This is a genomic window from Streptomyces sp. 1222.5, from assembly GCF_900105245.1.
GTDB lineage: Bacteria > Actinomycetota > Actinomycetes > Streptomycetales > Streptomycetaceae > Streptomyces > Streptomyces albidocamelliae.
Genome location: NZ_FNSZ01000001.1, coordinates 1,096,107 through 1,117,531, shown reverse-complemented (window position 1 = coordinate 1,117,531; position 21,425 = coordinate 1,096,107). Strand labels below are relative to the sequence as shown.

Genomic DNA, 21,425 nt, shown 5'->3' with positions numbered 1-21,425 from the left:
ACCATCGGTGGTGTACCGGGCGGGCCTTTGCCGTCCCCGGACTTGTGGGAGCGCTCCCAGAGCGAGCAGGATGGCCGCATGTCCCCATCGGACCAGGCACCCCTCATCCGGCCCTACCGTCCCGCCGACCGTGACGACATGGCGGACGTCTGCGTCCGTACCGCGCACAACGGCGGCGATTCCCGGGCCGTCCACCCGGACCGGCGCCTGATGCCGGCGATCTTCACCGAGCCGTACTGCCACCTCGATCCGGATCTCGCGTTCGTGCTGGACGACGGTACGGGCCGGACCGTGGGCTACATCGTCGGCACAGCGGACACCGGGCGCTTCGTCGAGGACTTCCGGCGCACCTGGATACCCCGGCTGGCCGACCGCTACCCGGCGCCCGCGGTGCCGCCCCGTACGCCCTCCGAGGAGATGATCCGGCTCCTGCACCACCCGGAGCGGATGCTCGTAACCGAACTCGGCGAGTACCCCGCCCACTTGCACATCGACCTGCTGCCCCCCTGGCAGGGCCGCGGGCACGGCCGCGCCCTGCTGCGCACCTTCCTGGACGCTCTGCACGGACGGGGCGTCCAGGCGGTCCACCTCGGCATGGTCACCGTCAACACCGCCGCCCGCGCCTTCTACGACCGGGTCGGCTTTCACGAGATCGCGGTCGCCGACGCGGGCCCCCTCACCTATCTGGGGCGGGCCACCGCGCCGGACTGAGCGCGGCGCGGGCGGCGGCCCTCAGGCGAGTTCGAGGGTCTGCTTGGCGAGGTCGTAGGCGGGGCGCATCGCCTCGTGCTCCTCGGTGTCCATGCCGCCGAGGTGCAGGACGACCGGGCCGTCGGGAGTGGCGACCGCGAAGGCGCTCTCCTTCTTGGTCTCGTCCAGGAGCTTGCTCGTGTAGAGGTACTCCACCTCCACGGCGGACACGCCGCCACCGGTCTTGAACGGACGGTACTTCGCCTTGCTGACGTTGTCCTCGGCGGCGACGAACGCGCGGAGCACACCGCCCGCGTCGGCGTCGCCCTTCTTGCCGGTCCACACGCGCAGGAAGCCGATCTTGCCGGCCGGCTTGGCGTCGATCTCACAGGCGGCGGTGACCGGGCCCTGGCGGAGGAAGCTCTCGGCGAGCGCGCCGCTCAGATCGTCGTCGGAGCCCTTCGACGCCTTCGCCAGCTGGGCCTCGGCGTCGATCGCCTTGGGCTTCCAGTCCTTGGCGAGGCCGAAGCTGACGGGCAGTTCGCAGGCGGAACCGGCCGCGCCGATCGTCCCCCCGCGCGCGGCCGCCCCGCCCCCGGACCCCGTGCTCTCGCCCTTGGCGGTCGGCGATGCGCTCGCGCCCTTCTTCCCGTCGTCGTCCGCCGTACCCGCGCAACCGCCGAGCACAGCTGCCAGCGCAACCGCCACGATCGCTCGGCTTCCTACGGACCCCACCCTGACCTGCACTGTCGTCTCCCCTCCGGTTCAGCGCCGTCACTGTAACGGAGAGCACCGACATCACCGAACGAATATGCCCCGACCAGCGGTCGAGCCGGGGTCACTCCGGGGCGCGCCGGCAGTGCAGGAACAGGTGCGGCTCGGGTACGGCGTCGGGGTGGGCCGGGGTGAACAGGGCATCGTCCTCGGCCAGCACCGTCAGGCCCGCCCGGGTCACCAGCTCGGTGAAGGCGCCGGCGGAGAAGCTCGTCACCTCCACCGGCTGCCCCATGAAGTGGGCCTGGACGCCCTCCACGTCGAGCGGAACGGTCGCCAGTGCCACGAGGCCGCCGGGCCGTACTGCCCGGGCCAGCCGCGCCACGACGGCGGCCTGTTCGGGGCGGGACATCTGGAGCAGCGAGAAGTACGCGCACACCGCGTCGAACGAGGCGTCCGGCACGGGCAGTTCACGGAGGTCCGCCAGGCGGAACTCGGCCCCGGGCACCTGCCGCGCGGCCAGCTCCACCATGACCGGCGAGACGTCGACGCCCAGTACCCGGTGGCCCGCCCCGGAGAGGGTCTCGGCGGTCGGCCGTCCCGTTCCGCTGCCTGCGTCCAGCACGCTGCTGCCCGGTGCCAGCCGCTCCAGCAGCCACCGCAGCGACGCCTGGTGCGACTCGGACGCGGCGAACGCCTTCTCGTAGTCGAGTCCCAGGGCGTCGAACACCACGGCGGCCGGTGCTCCGTGATCGTCCTCGGCCACCCTGTCTCCTCCCGTCGTCGCTGCCGTGCACCGTCCTACCCCGGACGGAGGCCCGCGACGCACCGGGAGGCCCGCCGTTTGCCGGGGACGGCGGCCGCACGGCAGGGTGCGGGGCGTGCCTACCTTGCTGATCGTCCACCACACCCCGTCGCCCAACTGCCAGGCCCTGTTCGAGGCCGTCGTCGCCGGGGCCACGACTCCCGAGATCGAAGGCGTCCGGGTGGTCCGGCGCGCGGCCCTCGCCGCCACCGCCTCCGACGTCCTCGAAGCCGACGGCTACCTGCTCGGCACCCCGGCCAACCTCGGCTACATGTCCGGTGCGCTGAAGCATTTCTTCGATCAGATCTACTACCCGTGCCTGGACGGGACCCGGGGCCGCCCCTTCGGCTACTACGTCCACGGCGGCAACGACGTCACCGGTGCCGTCCGCGCCGTCGAGGCCGTCACCACGGGCCTCGGCTGGCGGCGCGCGGCCGAGCCGGTGACCGTCACCGGCGAGCCGGGCAAGGCGGACACGGAGGCGTGCTGGGAGCTGGGAGCCACGGTCGCGGCGGGCCTGATGACCGGCGACTGAGCACCGGCGCCGCGGACACGGCGTCCGCAAGCGCGGGCCCCGGCTCGTCGGAGCGTGGCTCGATTTCGTCACCCCGTGAGCCACGGCCCCCGGCACACCACGCGGTTACGGCTTGCGGGCCACCCCCACGTACACCGGCTGGAGTCCGGGGACGCGCATCCCCGGCTCGGGCTGCCAGCGCGTGGCCGGCACGACACCCGGGGCGCACAGCTCCAGACCGTCGAAGAAGCGGGCCACCTCCGTCCGTGAACGCGCCCGCACCGGAGTGCCGCCGGACCGGTAGACGGCCGCGATCCGCTCCCAGACCTCCGGGTCGAACTCGTCGCTGACGTGGGAGATCATCAGATGGCTGCCGGACGGGAGCGGTTCGAGCAGGGTGCGGACGACCCCGTGAGGATCCTGCTCGTCGGTGACGAACGGCAGCAGCGCGATCAGCGACAGGCCGACGGGCCGGGTCAGGTCCAGGTGTTCGCGGGCGTACGCCACGATGTGCTCGGGTTCCCGGACGTCGGCGTGCACATAGGCGGTACGGCCCTCGGACGTGCCGTGGAGCAGGGCCTCGGCGTGCCGCAGCACGATCGGGTCGTTGTCCGCGTACACCACCCGGGCGGCCGGGTCGACTGCCTGCACCACCTGGTGCAGGTTCGGCTCGGTGGGTATGCCGGTGCCCACGTCCAGGAACTGGCCGACACCCCGGCCGGCGACGAAGCGGGCGGCCCGGTGCATGAACTCGCGGTTGGCCCAGGCCGTGTCCTTCACGCCGGGAAAGAGGTCGAGCACCGTCCGCGCGGCATCCGCGTCGACGGGGTAGTGGTCCTTGCCGTCCAGGAACCAGTCGTACATACGGGCGGAGTGCGGTGTGCCGGTGTCGATGCGGTCCGGGCTGAATCCGATGTCTGTCACGTCGGCTCTCCGAGCGGGAGTGGGGGGGGGTGGGTGCGGCGGGCCGTGCCGGGTACGGACACGTCCTCGCGTGGTCAATGGCAGCGGGAGGCCGTCACGGTGTCGTGCCGGTGCCAGACGGCGTCCACGACACGCCCGTCGGGCAGGGTGTGCCGGAGCGGTCCCTGGTCCTGGACGAAACCCGCGCGGGCCAGGGCCCGCCGGCTGGCGGTGTTGCCGGGTTCGGCGCCGGCGCGGACGGTGGCGAGCCCGGCATGGGTGTGCGCGAGCGCGACGCCCGCGCGGAACAGCTCCGCGCCCAGGCCCTGGCCGCGGCAGCCCGGTGCCAGCCAGCCGCCCATCTCACCGGACCGTGGCTCCAGTTCGAGCGCTCCGGCGTAGCTGAGATCGGATCTGCGGACGCACACCAGGATCATCGGGTCGTCGGGTCCGGGTGCGAACGGCTCGGCCAGGTGCCGTGGAACGCGGCGGCCGTCGTCTCCCGCGGGCCGCCACCGCAGCAGGGTGCGGCGGGTGCCGGGATCGGGCACGACCTCGTCCGCCTGGGTGCCGAGCCACCGCTGCGCCTCGGCGTCCGCGCACGCGGCGAGTGCCGCCGCCACGTCGAGCCGGTTCCGGGGCGTGAACAGCAGCAGCCGTACCGTCGCCAGGACGTGCCGGCCCGGGGCGCACCGTCCGGGCACGGGCAGGCCGGGCGCGGTCCGGCCCCGGCGGATGAGCGACCAGACCATGACGCCCCCGAACTCCGACGCTGCGGCTCGCGCGGCGGACGCGGATCCGCCGGCGGATGCGGAAGTCCCGCACCGGCGGTGAATCTAGCGGGAATCGAGGCCGGACGTCGTGTCACCGGCGCTGTTCCGGACGCCGTCCGCCCGGGCGGACGGGCCGGGCGGGTTGAGCCGGTCCGCGGGCGGCGTGCCGGGCCTGGGGCGGCCGGCGGTCCAGGACGGGTCCGCGGACGGTACGGGGCCGCAATGACAGCGGTGTGCGGGGCCGCGGGGGAGGGGAGGGCGGCGCAGGGTGAAGCGGTGCGGGGGGATGTGGTGCATGGGAGTCCCTTCGGACGAGTGGGGGACGGTCCGGGGGTGTCGGGTGGGGGGTGTCAGGGGTGGTGGAGCATGGGCAGTTCCGCCCAGACGACGCAGGCCGGCCGGTCCGGCACCGCCGTCACTCCCCAGTCGCTGCTCAGCGCCTCGACCAGGAACAGGCCGCGTCCGTGCTGTTCGTCGGGGCCGGGCCGGCCGACCACGGGCAGTCCGGGGCCGCCGTCCTGGTCCTCGACCTCGATGCGCACCCGGTCCGCCGTGCGGTGCAGCCGGCAGGCGATCCGCTCGCCCGCCGCGTGCACCAGCGCGTTCGTGACCAGCTCGGAGGTCACGAGGATCACGTCGTCCCGGACCTGTCCGGGCACGTCCAAGGCGGTCAGCAGGTCCAGGACGAGCCGGCGGGCCGTGCCGACGGCCACCGGCACGGCCGGCAGGTCGAACGAGGCGGAGCCGGGAGAGGAAGCCCCAAAGGCGAGCCGGCCGGAGCCGTCGGGCCCAGGGAGTCGACCGGGGCGCTCGCCTCCGGGTGGTCGGGAGCCGGCGGCCGGGACCGGCGGCAGGTGGGGACGCTCCGCACCGCCGGCGGCCGGGCGGGGGTGGTCCGGGACGTACGGGGCCGGGTGGGGTGGTCCGGCGGAGTCGGGGGCCGGCAGGGATGGTCCGGTGGCGGGGGACCGGTGCGGTCTGGGCAGCGCGGGCAGACGCGCCGGATCCGGTTCCGGCAGCGGCCGTTCGGGTCTTCGGTCCTCGGGAAGTCGGGGGAGGGAGGGCGGAACCATCGTGCGCCTTTCGTCCGGCCTCGCGAGTGTGGGGGGTGTCCGGTGCGAGGTCCGGCCGCTCGCGCAGCAGACGACACACCGCCTCCCATGAGGCCGTAAGCCGGCCCGGTCTCCCCCGACCCGGCCGCGCCGCCTGCTCCTCGGGTCGGCCGGAGCAGTACGTCCACTGTGTCATCCGCCAACATCGGCTCGCAACAGGCAAGTTGAAATTTGCAAGTGACCCCGAACGTGTCGCTCGGCGTCCGGACGTGATCGAATGAGCGCACGGTAATGACCCGTGCGGGACCGGATCCGGCACCTGCCGAGGGGGTGTGCGTGACCGCGGAGGCCGACTGGGGCGGCGCCCCGTCCGTGCTGCGCATGATCCTCGGCCGGCAGCTGGAGGAGTTGCGGATCCGGGCCGGTCTCGGCTACGCCGAGGCGGGTGACGCCCTCGGGGTCAGCCACTCCACGATCCGCCGCATGGAGGCCGCCAAGGTGGCCCGCCTGCGGCTCGCGGACGCCGAGAAGCTGCTCCAGATCTACGGCGTCACCGACCGGCGGGAGATCGACGCCTTCCTGCGGTCCGTGCGCGAGGCCAACCAGCGCGGCTGGTGGCACACCTACCGTGACGTCATGCCCGACTGGTTCGCCGCCTACCTCAGCCTGGAACAGGCGGCCTCGCAGATCCGCGCCTACGAGAGCCAGTTCGTGCACGAACTGCTCCAGACCGAGGACTACGCCCGGGCCCTGCTCGGCGTGGGCGACCCGAACGCCTCGGCCGAGGCCACCGAGCGGCGGGTCGCGCTGCGCATGCGCCGTCAGGAACTGCTGACGAGGCAGGCTCCGCCCCGGGTGTGGGTGGTGATGGACGAGACCGTGCTGCGCCGGCCGGTCGGCGGGACCGAGGTGATGCGCGCACAGATCGACCACCTCGTCGAGATCGGCCGGCTGCCCCATGTGACGCTGCAGTTCATGCCGTTCGCCAACGGCCCGCACCCCGCCATGCGGGCCGGGACCTTCCACCTCTTCCGGTTCCGGGCCCCCGAACTGCCCGACATCGTCTACCTCAACGGACTCGCGGGGGCCGTCTACCTCGACAAGGCGGGCGACGTCGGGCTGTACCGCGAGGCGCTGGACCGGCTGGGCGCCCAGGCCGCACCGGCCCGGACCGCCGAGGCCATGCTCGACACGATCCGCAAGGATCTCTGACCCCCGCCGCATCGGCCCGTGCCGGACGCCGGCTGCCCCCGGGCGGCCACCCGGCCCCGCTCACCGGCACGTGCCCACCGGCACCCCCGACGTCGTGCGCCACGACCGGCCCGGCCGCCCCGCGGCCGCTAGCGTGAGGCCATGTACTCCACTCGAGTCACCCGGCATGTGCAGGCGCCCCCGGAGGCCGTCTACCGGGCCCTGCTCGATCCGGACGCGCTCGCGGCCTGGCGGGTCCCGGCCGGCATGACCGCGCGCGTGCACGCCTTCGAGGCCCGGGAGGGAGGGGAGTTCCGCGTCTCCCTCACCTACGACGGCGGGGGCGGCACCGGCAAGTCCGGCGGCCACACCGACACCTACCGCGGCCACTTCGCCCGGCTCGTGCCCGACGCCCTGGTCGTCGAGGTGTTCGCCTTCGAGTCCGGCGACGACGCCCTGCGGTCCACGATGACCCTGACGACGAAGCTCACGGCGAGCGGCGGCGGCACGGACGTGGAGATGCTGCACGAGGGCGTCCCCGACGCCGTACCCCGCGAGGACAACGAGCTGGGCACCCGTATGGCTCTCGACAACCTCGCCCGGCTCGTCGGCGAAGGGCGGTCACCCGGAGCGGAATGACCGAAAGAGCGGCGAAACCCGGCCGGTTTGAGTCTGAACCTTTTCGAGTCTCCACCTTCCGGGCATTGAGTGCCAAGAAAGCGGAAAGAAGCGGAACCGGAGCGCGGAAAGCACGGTCTTACGGTCCGCCGACGACCGAACGGTGCCGGTCGCGAGGAAAACGGGGGAAACGAGAAAGATGTCCGTCCGCAGTCGCAAGACCCTCCTCACCGCAGTGACCCTCACCGCCGGCCTCAGCCTGGCCGCCGTGACGCCCGCCCTCGCGGGCGCCGGCGCGAACCGCACCGCCCGCGCCGGGGCGGTGTCCACCGCCCAGGGCGACCCGCGCGACGTCACCCAGCACGTGGCCGACTTCTACGCGGCCTACATCGACTCCGCCCGGGCCACCGACGACCCGTCCGCCGCCACCGGCGCCAAGGCCCTGCGAGGCTTCTACCTCTCCTCCTCCGCCCGCGCGAAGGTGGCCGCCTACGAGAAGAGGCAGCACGCCGACGGCGTCCTGTTCGCGCAGAACGTGCCGGTGAAGTGGAAGGTGGCCCACACGGGTTCCGGTGCGGGCCACGCCACCAGCCGGGTCACCCTCACCTGGAGCGACGGGCCGCACGCGCGGGTCACCGGCATCGACGTCCTGTCCGACCTCAAGACCCTCAAGATCACGGACCTCAAGCCGGTCCGCTGACCCGGAGGACGGGGCGTGCGGTCCCGCCCCGCCCCACTCGGGGCGGGGCTCACGCCCGCGGTACTTTCAGGCGTGCCCGCGCGGACGGTAGGGCCGGGGCAGCGGCAGCCCGCGGTCGGCCATCAACTGCCGTACGCGATTCGGGTAGTCGGTGATGACGCCGTCGACGCCCGCGTCCATCAGCGCGGCCACGGTCGGCATGTCGTCGCAGGTCCAGGGGACCACCTTCAGCCCGCGTGCGTGCGCCTCGGCGACCATCGCCTCGTCGGCGTAGAAACGGAACCCGGGGTCGCCGACCTTGCCGTTCTGCGGGAAGCCGTAGTTGGGGGAGAGCGTCGTGAGGCCCGGGACTGTCGCGGCCGCCCGGACGAAGTCCCCGCCGTAGTCGTCCGCGTCGATCCCGCCGAGCCACGGGGACGCGCCGTCCATGCCGACCTGGAGGAAGTCGTAGTTGGTCAGCGCCACCAGCGGCCACCGGGGCGCCAGTCGGTGCATCGCCTTCAGCGCGCCCCAGTCGAACGACTGGATGGTGACCTGCCGTTCGATGCCCGAACGGTGGATCTCCTCGTACACCCGCCGGACGAACACCTCACGCGGCGCGGTCTGTTCGGGCGTCCCCGCCTCGACCTTGGTCTCGATGTTCAGCTTGAGCCGGTCGGCGTGGTAGCTCCTGACCAGATTCAGGACATCCCTTAGCTCCGCCATCCGGAAGCCCTCGACGACCTCCTGCTCGGGGAAGCCCGGGAGTTGCCGGTACCCGCAGTCCAGCGTCTTGATCTGAGCCAGCGTCAGATCCTTGATGTACTTCCCGACGTACGGGTACAGCGGATCGCCGGGCGTGACCGGGCCGGTGTCCGCGCACTTGACGCCGCTGATCTGCCGGTCGTGGTTGACGACGGCCTTGAGGTCCTTGGTGACCTGGGTGTCCAGCTCCAGCGTGGACACCCCGAGCCGCATGGCCTTGGCGAAGCCCTCGAGGGACTCCTCGGTCGTCATGCCGATGCCGCCGCGGTGGGCCTGGAGGTCGAAGCGGTGCGGGTGCGGGCCGCCCGGTGCCGCGTGGGCGGTGGCCGGGAGCAGGAGCGCCGGCGTCAGGGCCAGGCCGGCGAGCACGTTGCGCGGGGACAGCGGAAGTCGCACGGGGTCTCCCTGTTCTGGGGGCGCCGGTGATTCTCGCAACGGCCGTGCCGGGCGGGCCACCCCGGGGACTGAACATTGGCGCAAAGGGAGTTGAACGTCCGGCCGGACGGCGATGGCGCACGGCGACCCGTCGGCCCGGGGTGCCGGCGGGTCCTGGCGAGCCGGGTCAGCCGGCCGGCTTGCCGGCCTCCGTACCGGCGCCGTGCCGGGCGGTGTCGCCGCCGCCGACGCGGCCGTGATGGCGGCGCCGCTCGACCGGTGTGCGGTGCACGGCGATGAGCGCGGCGTCGTCGTTGAGCCGGCCGCCGACGTGGTCGAGCAGGTCGCGCCGCAGGTGGTGCATCAGCGCCTCGGGGCTGTCGTCGGTCCAGCGCGCGACGCGCTCGGCGAGCGGGTAGAACCTGCCGCGCGTGTCCCGGGCCTCCACCACACCGTCCGTGTAGAGCAGGAGCGTGTCACCGGGTTCGAAGGAGAACGCGTCGAGAGTGCGCTCGGCGTCCGCGTGCACACCGAGCGGCGGTGACGGATGCAGGCTCGGGACGTTGACGACGTGGCCGGGACTCAGCAGCAGGGGCGGCGGATGACCACAGCTGGTCATCCGGGTGACCGGATCGTGGTCCGGGATCTCCACGAGCAGCGCGGTGGCGAACCGCTCGCCCGCCTCCTCCGGTGGCTCCAGGTCGGCCGCGTACCGGCTGACGCTCTGGTCCAGGCTGGTGGCGAGCTCCGCCAGCGGGACGTGCCGGTGCGCGCTCTCCCGGAAGGAACTGAGCAGCAGGGCGGCCTCCCCGATGGCGGGCAGCCCCTTGCCCCGGACGTCGCCGATCAGGACGCGGACGGCGCCGTCGCTGACGGTCGCCGCGTAGAGGTCGCCGCCGATCTGCGCCTCGTCCTCGGCGGCCAGGTACAGGGAGGCGATCCGCAGCGGGCCGATCTGCTCGGGCAGCGGCCACATCAGCACGTGCTGTGCGGCCTCGGCTACCGTGCGCACCTGGGCCAGCTGGGCCTGCCGGCGCTCGCGCAGCGCGCTGTAGATGACGCAGAGCACGGACAGCAGCGCGAGGGTGATGATCTGCACGATGTGGTTCGTCGTGTAGAGCCCGCCGTGCGTGGCGCCGATGAGGATCTGTGCGCCCGTGGCCAACGCGCCGATGCCCGCCGTGGTCCAGGGGCCGGCGAAGGACGGGGTGATCGCGGGCGCGATCACCAGGGTCGGGCCGAGGTGGACGTCGGTGGGCGCGTGCATGTCGACGGCGGTGATGACCGCGATGAGCGTGATCGGGAGCAGGATCAGGGCATGCGACGACTGCCATGGCTGCCGCGCGCCGGCGCCCCCGATCCGGGATCTCATGCCTACCAGCGTGCCCCTGGGCGGAGCGGGCGGCCACTCGCCGTCCGCGGGTGACGCCGCACACGACGCAGGTCACACGGGGAGGAGGTGACCGCCCTGATCGCGACGGCCGTCCTTGTCGGCTCCCACCTGGCCGGCGCCGTCGCCACCCGGACGGCCGTCGGGCTCCGGCACCGCCGGCTCGGGGCTCGCCGACGCGGCCACCTCGGACAACGCCTCCGCCGCCCTCGCCGGACCGGTCATGGGTCGCCCCGCCGGCACCCTGATCATCCTGGTGATGCGGCGCCGCGCCCCCGACTTCTTCCACGGCCACGCCCTCACGGCCGGCACCGCCCGCGGCCCGCGGACGCTCTCCGGTCGGGCCGACGACGGGACCGCTTCGCCGGTGACCGGTGTCGGGCCGGACGGCCCGGGTACCCGAAGGGCCCCCGGCGCCGACCCGGCCGCCCGGGGGTGGAGTGCGCCGCGATGGGAGAGGTCATGACGCACAACGGGGAGGACACAGCGCCCGCCCGGCGACCCGAGGCCACGGGGCTGCACCTCGCCACGGGCGGGCGAGACCCGGCTGCCCCGGCCCTGCCGGAGCCGTCAGCCCTGCCGGAGGACCGCAGCCAGGCGATCCTGGAGGCCACCAAACAGATCGGTGCCCTCCTCAAACGCGCGGGCCACCCCTTCGCCCTGGCCGGCAGCGTCGCCGTGTACGCCCACGGCGGCAGCCGCTACCTCCAGCACGACGCCGACTTCGCCATCCTCCCCGAGGACGCCGAGGCGGTCGCCGGTACGCTCCGCGAGGCGGGCCTCGCCGTACGGATCCCGCCCGAGGACTGGCTGCTGAAGACCACCTGCCACGGGCAGAACGTCGACGTCATCTTCGCCCTCGCGCACCAGCCCGTCACCAAGGACATGCTCGACCGGGCCCATGTCCTGCCGGTCGACTCGGTGCTCATGCCCGTGCTCTGCCCGACCGACCTGATCCACAGCCTGATCAGCGCCTTCTCGGAGCACTACTGCGATTTCGGGTCGGTGCTGCCGGTGGCCCGGGCGGTCCGCGAGAAGGTCGACTGGGACGTGGTGCGCGAGGAGTGCGGGGACCAGCCCATGCCGGCCGCCTTCCTCTTCCTCCTCGAACGGCTGAACGTGATCGATCCCCAGGAAGGGCAGCCATGACCGACGCAAGCGCCTCGCCCCCGACGGGCGCGGCCAACCTGGACTACCGCGTCGCCCACCTCGCCGAACACCTGGCATCCGGGCCGCTCGGGGAACTCGGCGTACGGGTGGAGCTGCGCGGCGACGCCGTCCTGCTCACCGGCACCGTGCCGTCCGCCCAGTGCCGCGACGAGATCCTGGACAAGGCGCGCGAGGAACTGGCGGGACACCCGGTCCACAGCGACATGCTCATCGCCGGGACCTCCTCGCCCGACCACGGGGAGGACCTCACATGATCCGTGTAGCGGCCGTCGGGGACATCCACATGGGCCCCGAGAGCCAGGGAACCCTGCGGCCCTCCTTCGACACGCTGCCCGAGTGCGCCGACGTCCTGCTGCTCGCCGGGGACCTCACCCGGCACGGCACCCCGGAGGAGGCGGCCGTCGTCGCCCGGGAGATCGAGGGCCTCGCGGTGCCGGTCGTCGCCGTCCTCGGCAACCACGACCACCACGACGAACGGCCCGAGGAGGTCACCGCCGTCCTCCGGGAAGCCGGCGCGCACGTACTGGAGGGGGAGGCCGTCGTCGTCACCGCCGGCGGGGCACGGATCGGGGTGGCCGGGACCAAGGGCTTCGGCGGCGGTTTCGTCGGCCGCTGCGCCGGGGAGTTCGGCGAACCGCTCATGAAGGAGTTCGTCCGCTACACCCGCAGGAGCGCCGACGCCCTGCACGGCGCCCTGAAGGACCTGGGCGACTGCGACGTGCGGATCGCGCTGACCCACTTCGCGCCCGTACCGGACACGCTGGCGGGGGAACCGCTGGAGATCTATCCGTTCCTCGGCAGCTATCTGCTCGCGGAGGCCATCGACACCGGCGGCGCCGACCTCGCGGTGCACGGTCACGCCCACGCGGGCACCGAGCACGGCATGACCAGCGGCGGCGTCCGCGTGCGCAATGTGGCCCAGCCGGTGATCGGGCAGGCCTTCCACGTCTACCACCTGCCGGGCGGCCCGGACCGGCAGCAGGCCTGAACCGAGCCGGACGGTACGACGGTCAGGCGGCCGTGCCCAGAGCCGACCGCCCGGCCACGTCGCCGTCCTTCGCGGCCAGCGCCACCGGCACCGGGCCACCGCGCCGGCGCACCAGCAGGCCCGCGCCGATCGACCCGGCGATGAGCAGACCGCCGGCGACCAGGGCACCGCGCGCCCCGGCCCACTCCATCAGCAGGCCCAGCAGCGGCGGGCCGCCCAGGCCCCACACCGTGCCGATGCTGCTCCACACCCCGAGCACCCGGCCCCGCAGATGCGCGGGCGGATCGGTCTGCAGCACGGCCGTACCGGCGGTGTCGGAGACGGACTCGACCACCGCCATGGGCAGCACCAGCACCAGCAGGACGGCGAGTGACGGGGACAGTCCCGCGACGACCTGGAGCAGCGCGCCCGCCGCGGCGAGCAGACCCACGGTCCGCACCGACGGCTTGTGCAGCCGCGCCCCGAGGACCGCGCCGAGGATGCCCCCGACCGCCAGCACGGTGGACACGGTGCCGAAGGCTCCCGCGCCACCGGCGAGCGGGCCGGTCACCAGGACGGCCAGGGTCAGGCCGTAGTTGCGGCCGAAGACCGAGCTGATGCCGGTGATGCCCGCGAGCGCGACCAGCCGGGGCCGGCGCGCGAAGAAGGTGAGGCCCTCCCGGACGCTCATCTCCGCGCGGGCCGGAGCGGCGGGGGCGTCGGCCACCGGTTCCCGCGCCGCGGCGCCGGGTGCCGGGCGCAGGAACGGGACGACCGCCGCCACGAAGAGGAACGAGACCCCGTTGGCCGCGTAGGCGGCGGCGGTGCCGAGGAAACCGACGGTCACCCCCGCGAGGGCGGTGCCGGTCAGCCGGCCCGCGCTGTGCACCAGCGAGCCGACGCCGATCGCGGACGGCACGTCCGCCACGGGCACGAGATCGTTGCCGAGCAGGGCGCACGCCGGTCCGTCGACGGTGGCGATGAGGCCGGTCACGGCGGCCAGCACCAGCAGCGCCGGCATGTCGATCCGGTCCAGCGCCACCAGCAGCGCGGTGGCGAAGGCGACCGCGCCGAGCAGCGCCTGGCTCAACGCGACCGTCAGCCTGCGGTGCCAGCGGTCCACGGCCGCGCCGCCCAGCAGGCTGACGAACAGCGCGGGCGCCGCCTGCACGGACATCGACAGGCCGGTCGCCGCCGCGGAACCGGTGATCTGGAGCACGAGCAGGTTCTGCACCGTGAGCTGCATCCAGGTGCCGGCGTTGGAGACGAAGTTCGCCGCCGACCACCAGCGCATGCTGCGGTATCTCAGGGACCGCCACGGCGAACGCGAGAGGGCGGCACGGGAAGCGGGTGTGGGCAGGGAAGACGAAGCAGACACGGCGGGGTACTCGACAACCGGGGTCGGGAGAGTGACCGGAGAACCCCGTGGGGCCGGCTGCACTGCGCGGCCAGGGTGCTTGGTCAGGGCGTCGACCATGGTGGCAGACGGGCCGGGCGAGCCGTCGGCGGCACCCCCGGCCGGGAACCCGTACGCACCGCCAAACCCCCCTGCGCACCAGCCGGTTGGGAACCGCCGTGTGCTTCCTCACAGACCCCCGCACCCGTCCTGCCGTCCCGCTGTCACGGTGGCGTACGGCACACCGCACTCTGCGCGAGGCGCGGGGAACCGCCCGCCTCCTCAAGAGGGGCGCCGGGAACCGCGTGCCCGGCCACGGCGGCGCCGCGGACGGCCTGCGGCCGGACGCGACACCGCCTCGCGCGGCCGGCTACCGGTTGATCGCGCGCATCCCCGCCTCGTCGTACCGCTGGCCCGCCACCTCGGGCAGCTCGGCGTCGATGCGGGTCAGATCCTCCTTGGTCAGCTCGATGCCGACCGCGCCGGCGTTCTGCTCCAGGTAGCTGCGGCGCTTGGTGCCCGGGATCGGCACCAGGTCCTCGCCCTGGGCCAGCACCCAGGCGATCGCCAGCTGGGCCGGGGTCACGTCCTTCTCGGCGGCGATCTCCTTGACCTTCTCCGCCAGCCGCAGGTTCGCGTCCAGGTTGGTGTCGGTGAAGCGGGGGTTGTTGCGGCGGAAGTCGTTCTCGTCCAGCTCGTCGGGAGAGCTGAAGCGGCCCGCGAGGAACCCGCGGCCGAGCGGCGAGTACGGCACGAAGCCGATGCCGAGCTCCCGGCAGGCGGGCAGCACCTCGGCCTCCACGTCCCGCGACCACAGCGAGTACTCGCTCTGCACGGCGGTGACCGGGTGCACGGCGTGGGCGCGCCGGATGGTGTCCGCGCTCGCCTCGCTCAGCCCGATGTGCCGCACCTTGCCCTCGGCGACCAGCTCGCCCAGTGCGCCGACCGTCTCCTCGATGGGCACGTTCGGGTCGACCCGGTGCCGGTAGTACAGGTCGATGTAGTCGGTGCCCAGGCGCTCCAGCGAGCCGTGGACCGAGCTGCGGACGTGCTCGGCCGAGCCGTCCTGCCGGCCGATCGTGCTCATGTCGCCGGGTACGGCGTCGTCCATCCGGTAGTTGAACTTCGTCGCGATCACGTATTCGTCGCGGTGTCCCCGCACCGCCTCGCCGACCAGCGACTCGTTGGTGAGCGGGCCGTAGAGCTGCGCGGTGTCGAGGAAGTCGATGCCGAGTTCCAGGGCGCGACGGATGGTCGCGACGCCCTCCTCCTGGTCGGTGGAGCCGTAGAAGGCGGACATGCCCATGCATCCGAGGCCGATGGCCGATACCTGGAGGTCCCGCAGACTGCGCTTCTGCATGTGTGGTCCCAGCCTTTCGTGCACGCTCGTGCGTCGTTCTCCGGGGGCGCGAGGGTCCTCTTCCATTCGGCGACGGATCGCGGTACCCGGCATCCCGTGGGGTGTGCCGGGTACCGCGGGCCCACGCGCTGACTGCGACGCTACGAGCTGGAGCGCGCTCGAAGTCAAGGCGTGCCGTGCGCGGGACTACGCGTCGAGCCGCACCGGCAGCTCGAACAGGTCGTTCTGCGTGACGACCGGCTTGTTGCGCAGCTCGGCCGCCGGCACCGCCAGCTCCAGGCCGGGGAAGCGGGCGTACAGCGCGGGCAGCGCCACGCCCGCCTCCAGCCGCGACAGGGCGGCGCCCGGGCACACGTGCGGCCCGTGCCCGAAGGAGATGTGCCGGCCGCCCGTCGTGCGGGTGATGTCGAACTCCCCGGCGGTCGGGCCGTGCGCGTGCTCGTCACGGCCGATCGCGCCGTACGACACGATGAGCGCGTCCCCGGCCGGGATCACCTTGTCGCCGACCGGTACGTCCTCCGTGGCGAAGCGGATCAGGACGTGGGAGGTGGGGGTGGAGAAGCGCAGGGTCTCCTCGACGACCGCCGACCAGTCGGCCTCGCCGGACAGCACCAGGGCGCGCTGGTCGGGGTGGGTGGAGAGGTTGACGACCGCGTTGACGATCAGGGAGATCGTCGTCTCGTGCCCCGCCGCGACCATCAGCTGGAGCGTGGAGACGATCTCCTCGTCGGTGAGGTGGTCGCCGTCCTCGGAGGCCAGGATCAGCGCGCTGGTCAGGTCGTCGCCGGGCTCGGCCCGCTTGGCCGCCACCGTCTCGGCCATGATCCGCGCCAGCTCGGTGAGGGTGGCGACGACCTCCGCCGGCGGGGTCTGCGTGGAGAAGAACTTCTCGAACAGCACCTTCAGCCGGGGCAGCCGCGCCTCCTCGATGCCCATGAGGTCGGCGATGACGTACATCGGCAGCGGGTAGGCGAAGGCCGCCTTGAGGTCGACGGTGCCGCCCCCCGTGGGCAGCGCGTCGAGCAGGTCCTGGGTCAGCTTCTCGATGCGCTCGCGCATCCGCTCCACCCGGCGCGGGGTCAGCGCCTGCGCGACCAGCGTGCGCATCCGGCGGTGGTCGGCACCGTCCACGGTGAGCATGGAGCGGCCCGGGTTGGCGAGGCCGATCAGCGGCCAGTCGGCGGGTATCTCGCCGCGCCGCCAGGCACCCCACACGGTGATGTCCTTCACCAGCCGCGGGTCGGTGAGCAGCGCCCGGGCCTCGGCGTGGTGGGTGACGGCCCACACGGGGACGCCGCCCGGCAGCTCGACGGCGGCCAGCGGGCCGGCCGCGCGCAGCGCCGCGCTCTCGCCGTCCAGGTCGGTGACGAAGGGGTCCAGGGCGATCCGGGGTGCTTCGGTACCGGTCGTCATCGTGACGTGCCTCCCAGGGCAGGGTCGGGGTACTGCGCCGGTTTCCGGGGGACGGTCCCCGGAACCCCGGCGGAATGGCGCGCGGCCGGGGCGCCGCGGGATCAGCGGGCGGGTACGGGCGTGAAGCGGACGGGCAGCCCGGTCAGCCCCCGGAGCCAGGGCGAGGGCCTGCGGCCCAGCGACTCGGCCGGCACCGCCAGGTCGATGTCCGGCAGCCGGTCCAGTACGACCTCGATGCCGGTCCGCGCGATGACCTCGGCGATCTCCTGCGCGGGGAACGGGCAGCGGTGCTCGCCGTGACCGAAGGAGAAGTGCGCGCTGTTGCCGCCGGTCAGCGCGGACGCGTCGGTGCGCACCTGCGGATCGGAGTTGGCGCCCTGGAGCCCGAGCAGCAGCAGGTCACCGGCCCGGACGCGGCGGCCGCCGAGGTGGGTGTCGCGGGCGGCCCAGCGGCCGGCCACGTTCTGGGTCGGCGTGTCCTCCCACAGCACCTCGTTCATCGCCTCGGCGACGCTGTTGCGCCCGCCGAACAGCGAGGCCGCGAACCGGGTGTCGGTCAGCATCAGCCGCAGCGAGTTGCCGATCCAGTCGGCGGTCGGCTGGTGTCCGGCCGCCATCATCACCATCAGGTCCTGCGCGATCTCCTCGTCGCTGAACCCGCTGTCGTCGGCGAGCATCCGGGAGACCACGTCGGCGGCGGGCTCCTTCTTCCGGTCGGCGAGCAACTGCCCCATGGACGTGGCGAGATGCGCCTGCCCCGCGAGGGCGCGCTCGCGGCCGTCGATCATGTCGTTGAGGGCGGTGACCAGGGCCGGGCCGTCCTCGTCGGGGAAGCCGTACAGCCGGGCCAGGACGCGGACCGGCAGCAGCATCGCGTACTGCGCGACCAGGTCGGCCTCGCCCGCGCCGCACAGTCCGTCGATCAGTTCGTCCGCGAACCGCTCGGCGTGGCGCCGCAGTTCGAACGGGTCCACGGCCTCCAGGGCGTTGCTGACCATGGCCGCGCGCTGCCGGTGCCGTTCGCCGACCGTGTAGAGGATCGACGGCTGCTTGCGGCCGATCATCGGCAGCAGCGGCCAGTCGGCCGGGATGTTCTCCCACTGGTTCCACAGGTCGGAGTCCCGGCTGAAGAGCACCGGGTCGCCGGTGACCTGGTGCAGTTCCCGGTAGCCCAGCACCAGCCAGGCCGGGACGTCACCGTCGAGGGTCACCGGCACCACGGATCCGTGGTCGCGCCGCATCTCCCGGTACAGGGTGGCGGGTTCCGTCTGGAAGCGGGGGCCGCCGAGCGGCACGGCGTCGGGGGTGGTCACACGAACTCCTGTCGGGGCAGGCCCGCCCGCGCGGACGGGTCGGCGTACCGGTTCTTCACGTGCTGCACCAGCGTGATCAGGACCTGCTTGCCGGACTCTCGGGAGCGTGCGTCGCAGTCGATCAGCGGCACGTGCGGGTCCAGGTCGAGGGCCTCGCGGACGTCCTCGCCGGCCCGTACGGTGCCGCCGAAGTCGTTGCACGCCACGATGAACGGCGTGCCGTGGTGCTCCAGCCGGTCGATGGCGTACCAGGAGTCGTCGATGCGTCGGGTGTCGACCAGCACGACGGCACCGAGCGTGCCGGAGAACAGCCGGTCCCACAGGAACCAGAACCGCTTCTGGCCCGGCGCCCCGAACAGGTACAGCACGTTGTGCGCGTCCAGGCTGATCCGGCCGAAGTCGAAGGCGACCGTGGTGGCCGACTTGCCCCGCACCTGGCCGATGTCGTCGACCGGCCCGCCGGCCTGCGTCATCGTCTCCTCGGTGTTGAGGGGGCGGATCTCGCTGACGGAGCGGACCAGGGTGGTCTTGCCGACGCCGAAGCCGCCCACGACGACGATCTTGAGACCGTTGTCGGCGGAGGCACCCAACGGGGTGCGGGCGTCAGAGGTTGCGGAGTCCAACGAGCACCTGCTCCAGGATGTCGGGGTCGGTAATGGCCGGCCGGCGGGGATGACGGGCGCTCACGCGGCCCGCCGCCAGCAGGTCGCACAGCAGCACCTTGGTGATGCTCACCGGCAGCCGCAGTTCGGCGGCGATCTCCACCACCGAGGTGGGGAAACGGGCCGTCTCGAGGATCGCCACGTGCTCCGACTGCATGCCGGCCGCCGGGTCCGACTCGGCGACCACGAGGGTGACCAGGTCGAAGGGGCTGTCCGGACCGGTCCGGCTGCGCCCCTGGGTGATGGTGTAGAGACGGTCGGGCGCGTCGTCCCTCCCCGGACGGCTCATGACGTCCGGGGCGGAGCGGTCAGGTGCTCGCCGAGCTGCTCCACCAGTTCGCTCATGGTGTGCCCGACGACCCCGGCGTCCGCGTCCTCCGAGGTGACGACGGCCAGGTGGGCGCCCGCGCCGGCTTCGACGATGAACAGCACGCCGCCGTAGAACTCCGCCATCGCCGAGCGCACGCCGCCGCTGCCGTCGCCGAACTCCGCGGAGGCTCCGTGCGACAGCGACTGGATGCCGGCGGCGATCGCGGCGAGCTGGTCGGCCTGGTCCACGCTCAACTCGGGGGTACGGCACAGCTTCAGCCCGTCCCGGGAGAGCACGAGCGCGTGCCGGGCGCCGGGCGTCCTCTCCAGCAGGCCCTCCAGGAGCCAGGTGAGCTTGTCGTCGGCGGTGGTCGGGCCGGTCATGGAGTGGTGTCGCCTTCCGGGTGCGCGTGCGGGTGGGAGGAAGCGGGTGCGGTGTCCGCGCCGGTGGCGGCGAGGCCTTGCGGAGAGCCGGGCGCCCGGCCGTCGTGCACGCGGCCGTCGTGCGTCGCGGTCCCGGCGTCGTCCGCGAAGTGGCCGTCGCGGGCCGGTTCCCCGGGGGAGCCGGCGGTACGGCCGCCGGGTGCCGGGGGCAGCGGGTCGTCGGTGCCGTGGTCGCCCGGCGCGGGAACGACCGTGCCGGTCCCGCCGATGTCCGCCGGCGGTCGTACGGCCTCGCGGAAGCTGCTGAAGCGGGCCGCCCGCGCCTTGCCCTGGTCGGCGCCGGGCGCGGGGCGGCTGCCGCCCGCCCGGGGCGAACGGGAGCGCTCGGCCTCGGCGAGGGTGCGGCCCCGGCGCCGCTTGGGCAGCCCGGCCGTGCCCTCCCGAGGCTCGGGCGCGGCTGCCTCGTGGACCGGCGGGACCTCCACGGCGGCCGGTGCCTCGGCGGGCGCGGGGGCGGCCGGTTCGGGTGCGGCCGGGCCGGCGAGGATGTCCTGCGGGACGAGCATCAGCACCCCGGTGCCGCCGCGCGCGGACGGCCGGAAGGAGACCTTGAGACCGTGCTTGCGGGCCAGCCGGCCGACCACGGCGAGGCCGAGCCGGGTTCCGGTCAGACCGCCCAGCTCCGAGACGTCACCGGAGACCGCACGCTCGGCGCGGCGCAGCTGCACGTCCCCCATCACCAGACCGCTGTCCTCGACGGACACGATGACGCCGGCCGGCACCTCCTCCACGTACACGTGGACCTCGGCGGTCGGCGGTGAGAAGTTCGCCGCGTTGTCGAGGAGTTCGGCGAGCGCGTGCATCACGCCCTCGGCCGCGTGTCCGGCCACGGCGACCCCGCTGACCGAGTGCACCCGCACCCGGCGGTAGCCGGCGATCCGGCCCATCGAGCCGCGCAGGATCGACTCCATGCCGATCGGCCGCGCCCACCTGCGGCCCGAACGCGCACCCGTGAGCACGGCGATGGAGTCCGCGAGCCGGCCCGCCTGGGCGGTGCGATGGTCGAGGTGGAGGAGGTCGGCGAGGACCTCCTCGTCGGTGTGCCGGTCCTCCATGGCCCGCAGGTCGGCGAGCGTGGCCGTGGCCAGGGCCTGCATCCGGCCGGCGGCGTTGGAGGTCGCGGACACGGCGGCGTCGCGTTCCCGCCCCGCCTTCTCCAGCTCGCCCCTGAGTCGGGCGTTCTCCTGGCGCAGCCGTTCCGTCTCGCGTGCGCCCTCCTGCTCCAGCCGGTCCCGTTCGGTCGCGAAGGACTCGGTGAACTCGGCTCGCTGCTCGGCGAGTTCGTCGATGAGGCGCTGCTGCTCCTGGCGCGTCTCCGAGGCCGCGCGGGCCTGCTGCTGGAGCAGCCGCCCGAGGTCCTGGGTCACGCTCTCCAGCCGGCCCCGGGTGTCCCGACCGGCCCGCAGGGCGTGGGCCGCCGTGGCCACCGCCACGCCGAGCAGGACCGCGGCGGCGCCGCCGCCCCAGGCGAGCGGAGTGCGCACACCGTCCGGTGCCGCCACCACGGCCGCGCAGACCGCGAGCGCCGACAGGGCACCGGTCGCGGCGAGGGCGATGACGAACGTACGGAGGGAAGGGCGGTCGCCGGGAGGGGTGGGCGCGGTCATCGTCCGGTCGGGTCCTCGCGCAGAAACGGGCAGGCTGGGGGGCTGGGCAGGGGACGTTCAGAGGGTGAGAGATGCCACACGACGGTGAACTCGCGGTCACTATACGAGAGTTCGTGATCGAAACTGAAAGGAACCGTGCACGTTCCACGAAGTGGACACTCATACCGGGCGAAGGTGACCACCTGCGGTGCGCCTCCATCCGGGGGATCTTTCCGCCCTCGGGGGGCGAAGGGGGCGATGCGGGTGACGTCGGCACGTCGAGCGGTGGTCAAGGACCGCGGACGGTGTGTCCCTGTGGCGCCGCCCACCCCGTCA

24 protein-coding genes are annotated in these 21,425 nt (G+C 73.4%); 8 read left to right on the top strand and 16 right to left on the bottom strand.

Going from position 1 to position 21,425, the window contains the following annotated elements:
* Window positions 1-78: 78 nt before the first annotated feature.
* Window positions 79-711: a GNAT family N-acetyltransferase gene (locus BLW57_RS05090; RefSeq protein ID WP_093472449.1), complete on the top strand. Its 633-nt coding sequence runs from the start codon at window positions 79-81 to the stop codon at window positions 709-711.
* A gap of 21 nt (window positions 712-732) precedes the next feature.
* Here BLW57_RS05090 and BLW57_RS05085 read toward each other — a convergent pair whose 3' ends face one another.
* A complete protein-coding gene (locus BLW57_RS05085) occupies window positions 733-1,437 on the bottom strand; it encodes a lipoprotein (RefSeq protein WP_093472448.1) in 705 nt (234 codons plus the stop codon).
* A gap of 91 nt (window positions 1,438-1,528) precedes the next feature.
* Complete coding sequence (locus BLW57_RS05080) at window positions 1,529-2,170, bottom strand: class I SAM-dependent methyltransferase (protein ID WP_093472446.1); 642 nt, start codon at window positions 2,168-2,170, stop codon at window positions 1,529-1,531.
* 115 nt (window positions 2,171-2,285) lie between these two features.
* Here BLW57_RS05080 and BLW57_RS05075 point away from each other — a divergent pair, with 115 nt between their 5' ends.
* A complete protein-coding gene (locus tag BLW57_RS05075; RefSeq protein WP_093472444.1) occupies window positions 2,286-2,744 on the top strand; it encodes a flavodoxin family protein in 459 nt (152 codons plus the stop codon).
* Window positions 2,745-2,849: 105 nt separating this feature from the next.
* On the opposite strand, the gene BLW57_RS05070 is transcribed toward BLW57_RS05075, so the two are convergent.
* The 3 genes from BLW57_RS05070 to BLW57_RS42130 form a co-directional block, all read right to left on the bottom strand.
* The gene (locus BLW57_RS05070; protein WP_093472442.1) at window positions 2,850-3,647 is read right to left on the bottom strand and encodes an SAM-dependent methyltransferase; all 798 of its coding nucleotides are present in this window, start codon (window positions 3,645-3,647) and stop codon (window positions 2,850-2,852) included.
* Window positions 3,648-3,721: 74 nt separating this feature from the next.
* Window positions 3,722-4,378 (bottom strand): GNAT family N-acetyltransferase, encoded by a 657-nt coding sequence (locus tag BLW57_RS05065; protein WP_093472440.1) that lies wholly within the window; start codon window positions 4,376-4,378, stop codon window positions 3,722-3,724.
* Between the two features lie 371 nt (window positions 4,379-4,749).
* Complete coding sequence (locus BLW57_RS42130) at window positions 4,750-5,118, bottom strand: ATP-binding protein (RefSeq protein WP_256339394.1); 369 nt, start codon at window positions 5,116-5,118, stop codon at window positions 4,750-4,752.
* Window positions 5,119-5,787: 669 nt separating this feature from the next.
* On the opposite strand from BLW57_RS42130, the gene BLW57_RS05055 reads away from it, so the two are divergent.
* The 3 genes from BLW57_RS05055 (at window position 5,788) to BLW57_RS05045 (ending at window position 7,960) form a co-directional block, all read left to right on the top strand.
* On the top strand, window positions 5,788-6,663 hold the full coding sequence (locus BLW57_RS05055; protein WP_093480537.1) for a helix-turn-helix domain-containing protein: 876 nt from the start codon (window positions 5,788-5,790) through the stop codon (window positions 6,661-6,663).
* Between the two features lie 141 nt (window positions 6,664-6,804).
* The gene (locus BLW57_RS05050; protein ID WP_093472437.1) at window positions 6,805-7,281 is read left to right on the top strand and encodes an SRPBCC domain-containing protein; all 477 of its coding nucleotides are present in this window, start codon (window positions 6,805-6,807) and stop codon (window positions 7,279-7,281) included.
* A gap of 178 nt (window positions 7,282-7,459) precedes the next feature.
* Window positions 7,460-7,960 (top strand): hypothetical protein, encoded by a 501-nt coding sequence (locus BLW57_RS05045; RefSeq protein WP_093472436.1) that lies wholly within the window; start codon window positions 7,460-7,462, stop codon window positions 7,958-7,960.
* 66 nt (window positions 7,961-8,026) lie between these two features.
* Here BLW57_RS05045 and BLW57_RS05040 read toward each other — a convergent pair whose 3' ends face one another.
* The 3 genes from BLW57_RS05040 to BLW57_RS43010 form a co-directional block, all read right to left on the bottom strand.
* Entirely contained in the window at window positions 8,027-9,088 is a 1,062-nt protein-coding gene (locus BLW57_RS05040) for a glycerophosphodiester phosphodiesterase family protein (RefSeq protein ID WP_093480536.1), read from the bottom strand.
* A 178-nt stretch (window positions 9,089-9,266) separates the two neighbouring features.
* The gene (locus BLW57_RS05035; protein ID WP_093472434.1) at window positions 9,267-10,451 is read right to left on the bottom strand and encodes a PP2C family protein-serine/threonine phosphatase; all 1,185 of its coding nucleotides are present in this window, start codon (window positions 10,449-10,451) and stop codon (window positions 9,267-9,269) included.
* Between the two features lie 72 nt (window positions 10,452-10,523).
* Window positions 10,524-10,694, bottom strand: a complete 171-nt coding sequence (locus BLW57_RS43010) for a hypothetical protein (protein WP_176985466.1) — start codon at window positions 10,692-10,694, stop codon at window positions 10,524-10,526.
* Window positions 10,695-10,931: 237 nt separating this feature from the next.
* Between BLW57_RS43010 and BLW57_RS05025 the strand changes: the two genes are divergently transcribed.
* The 3 genes from BLW57_RS05025 to BLW57_RS05015 are packed head-to-tail and all read left to right on the top strand — an operon-like array spanning window position 10,932 to window position 12,627.
* A complete protein-coding gene (locus BLW57_RS05025) occupies window positions 10,932-11,618 on the top strand; it encodes a nucleotidyltransferase family protein (protein ID WP_093480535.1) in 687 nt (228 codons plus the stop codon).
* Window positions 11,615-11,893 carry a BON domain-containing protein gene (locus BLW57_RS05020; RefSeq protein WP_093472431.1) on the top strand — a complete coding sequence of 93 codons (279 nt, stop codon included), beginning with the start codon at window positions 11,615-11,617 and terminating at the stop codon, window positions 11,891-11,893. The genes BLW57_RS05025 and BLW57_RS05020 overlap by 4 nt, the downstream gene beginning before the upstream one ends.
* Window positions 11,890-12,627: a metallophosphoesterase family protein gene (locus BLW57_RS05015; protein WP_093472430.1), complete on the top strand. Its 738-nt coding sequence runs from the start codon at window positions 11,890-11,892 to the stop codon at window positions 12,625-12,627. The genes BLW57_RS05020 and BLW57_RS05015 overlap by 4 nt, the downstream gene beginning before the upstream one ends.
* A 22-nt stretch (window positions 12,628-12,649) precedes the next feature.
* Here BLW57_RS05015 and BLW57_RS05010 read toward each other — a convergent pair whose 3' ends face one another.
* From BLW57_RS05010 to BLW57_RS04975, 8 genes are all read right to left on the bottom strand, one after another.
* Window positions 12,650-13,900 (bottom strand): MFS transporter, encoded by a 1,251-nt coding sequence (locus tag BLW57_RS05010; RefSeq protein ID WP_256339393.1) that lies wholly within the window; start codon window positions 13,898-13,900, stop codon window positions 12,650-12,652.
* A gap of 472 nt (window positions 13,901-14,372) precedes the next feature.
* Complete coding sequence (locus BLW57_RS05005; RefSeq protein ID WP_093472427.1) at window positions 14,373-15,362, bottom strand: aldo/keto reductase; 990 nt, start codon at window positions 15,360-15,362, stop codon at window positions 14,373-14,375.
* A gap of 186 nt (window positions 15,363-15,548) precedes the next feature.
* Entirely contained in the window at window positions 15,549-16,775 is a 1,227-nt protein-coding gene (locus BLW57_RS05000; protein ID WP_093472426.1) for a cytochrome P450 family protein, read from the bottom strand.
* Between the two features lie 101 nt (window positions 16,776-16,876).
* A complete protein-coding gene (locus tag BLW57_RS04995) occupies window positions 16,877-18,088 on the bottom strand; it encodes a cytochrome P450 (protein WP_093472424.1) in 1,212 nt (403 codons plus the stop codon).
* Window positions 18,085-18,711 carry a GTP-binding protein gene (locus BLW57_RS04990; protein WP_371127774.1) on the bottom strand — a complete coding sequence of 209 codons (627 nt, stop codon included), beginning with the start codon at window positions 18,709-18,711 and terminating at the stop codon, window positions 18,085-18,087. The genes BLW57_RS04995 and BLW57_RS04990 overlap by 4 nt, the downstream gene beginning before the upstream one ends.
* Complete coding sequence (locus BLW57_RS04985; RefSeq protein WP_093472421.1) at window positions 18,692-19,039, bottom strand: DUF742 domain-containing protein; 348 nt, start codon at window positions 19,037-19,039, stop codon at window positions 18,692-18,694. The genes BLW57_RS04990 and BLW57_RS04985 overlap by 20 nt, the downstream gene beginning before the upstream one ends.
* A complete protein-coding gene (locus tag BLW57_RS04980; protein WP_073890801.1) occupies window positions 19,036-19,443 on the bottom strand; it encodes a roadblock/LC7 domain-containing protein in 408 nt (135 codons plus the stop codon). Before BLW57_RS04980 ends, BLW57_RS04985 begins: the two co-directional genes overlap by 4 nt.
* Window positions 19,440-21,110, bottom strand: a complete 1,671-nt coding sequence (locus tag BLW57_RS04975) for an ATP-binding protein (RefSeq protein ID WP_101377031.1) — start codon at window positions 21,108-21,110, stop codon at window positions 19,440-19,442. Before BLW57_RS04975 ends, BLW57_RS04980 begins: the two co-directional genes overlap by 4 nt.
* Between the last annotated feature and the right edge of the window lie 315 nt (window positions 21,111-21,425).

Coding starts and splice junctions, on each gene's coding strand:
- BLW57_RS05010 (WP_256339393.1), bottom strand. CDS start 13,900: ATGCGCTGGTGGTCGGCGGCGAACTTCGTCTCCAACGCCGGCACCTGG.
- BLW57_RS05005 (WP_093472427.1), bottom strand. CDS start 15,362: ATGCAGAAGCGCAGTCTGCGGGACCTCCAGGTATCGGCCATCGGCCTC.
- BLW57_RS04975 (WP_101377031.1), bottom strand. CDS start 21,110: ATGACCGCGCCCACCCCTCCCGGCGACCGCCCTTCCCTCCGTACGTTC.
- BLW57_RS05025 (WP_093480535.1), top strand. CDS start 10,932: ATGACGCACAACGGGGAGGACACAGCGCCCGCCCGGCGACCCGAGGCC.
- BLW57_RS04985 (WP_093472421.1), bottom strand. CDS start 19,039: ATGAGCCGTCCGGGGAGGGACGACGCGCCCGACCGTCTCTACACCATC.
- BLW57_RS05090 (WP_093472449.1), top strand. CDS start 79: ATGTCCCCATCGGACCAGGCACCCCTCATCCGGCCCTACCGTCCCGCC.
- BLW57_RS05045 (WP_093472436.1), top strand. CDS start 7,460: ATGTCCGTCCGCAGTCGCAAGACCCTCCTCACCGCAGTGACCCTCACC.
- BLW57_RS04980 (WP_073890801.1), bottom strand. CDS start 19,443: ATGACCGGCCCGACCACCGCCGACGACAAGCTCACCTGGCTCCTGGAG.
- BLW57_RS05065 (WP_093472440.1), bottom strand. CDS start 4,378: ATGGTCTGGTCGCTCATCCGCCGGGGCCGGACCGCGCCCGGCCTGCCC.
- BLW57_RS05015 (WP_093472430.1), top strand. CDS start 11,890: ATGATCCGTGTAGCGGCCGTCGGGGACATCCACATGGGCCCCGAGAGC.
- BLW57_RS05050 (WP_093472437.1), top strand. CDS start 6,805: ATGTACTCCACTCGAGTCACCCGGCATGTGCAGGCGCCCCCGGAGGCC.
- BLW57_RS43010 (WP_176985466.1), bottom strand. CDS start 10,694: ATGACCGGTCCGGCGAGGGCGGCGGAGGCGTTGTCCGAGGTGGCCGCG.
- BLW57_RS05000 (WP_093472426.1), bottom strand. CDS start 16,775: ATGACGACCGGTACCGAAGCACCCCGGATCGCCCTGGACCCCTTCGTC.
- BLW57_RS05035 (WP_093472434.1), bottom strand. CDS start 10,451: ATGAGATCCCGGATCGGGGGCGCCGGCGCGCGGCAGCCATGGCAGTCG.
- BLW57_RS05020 (WP_093472431.1), top strand. CDS start 11,615: ATGACCGACGCAAGCGCCTCGCCCCCGACGGGCGCGGCCAACCTGGAC.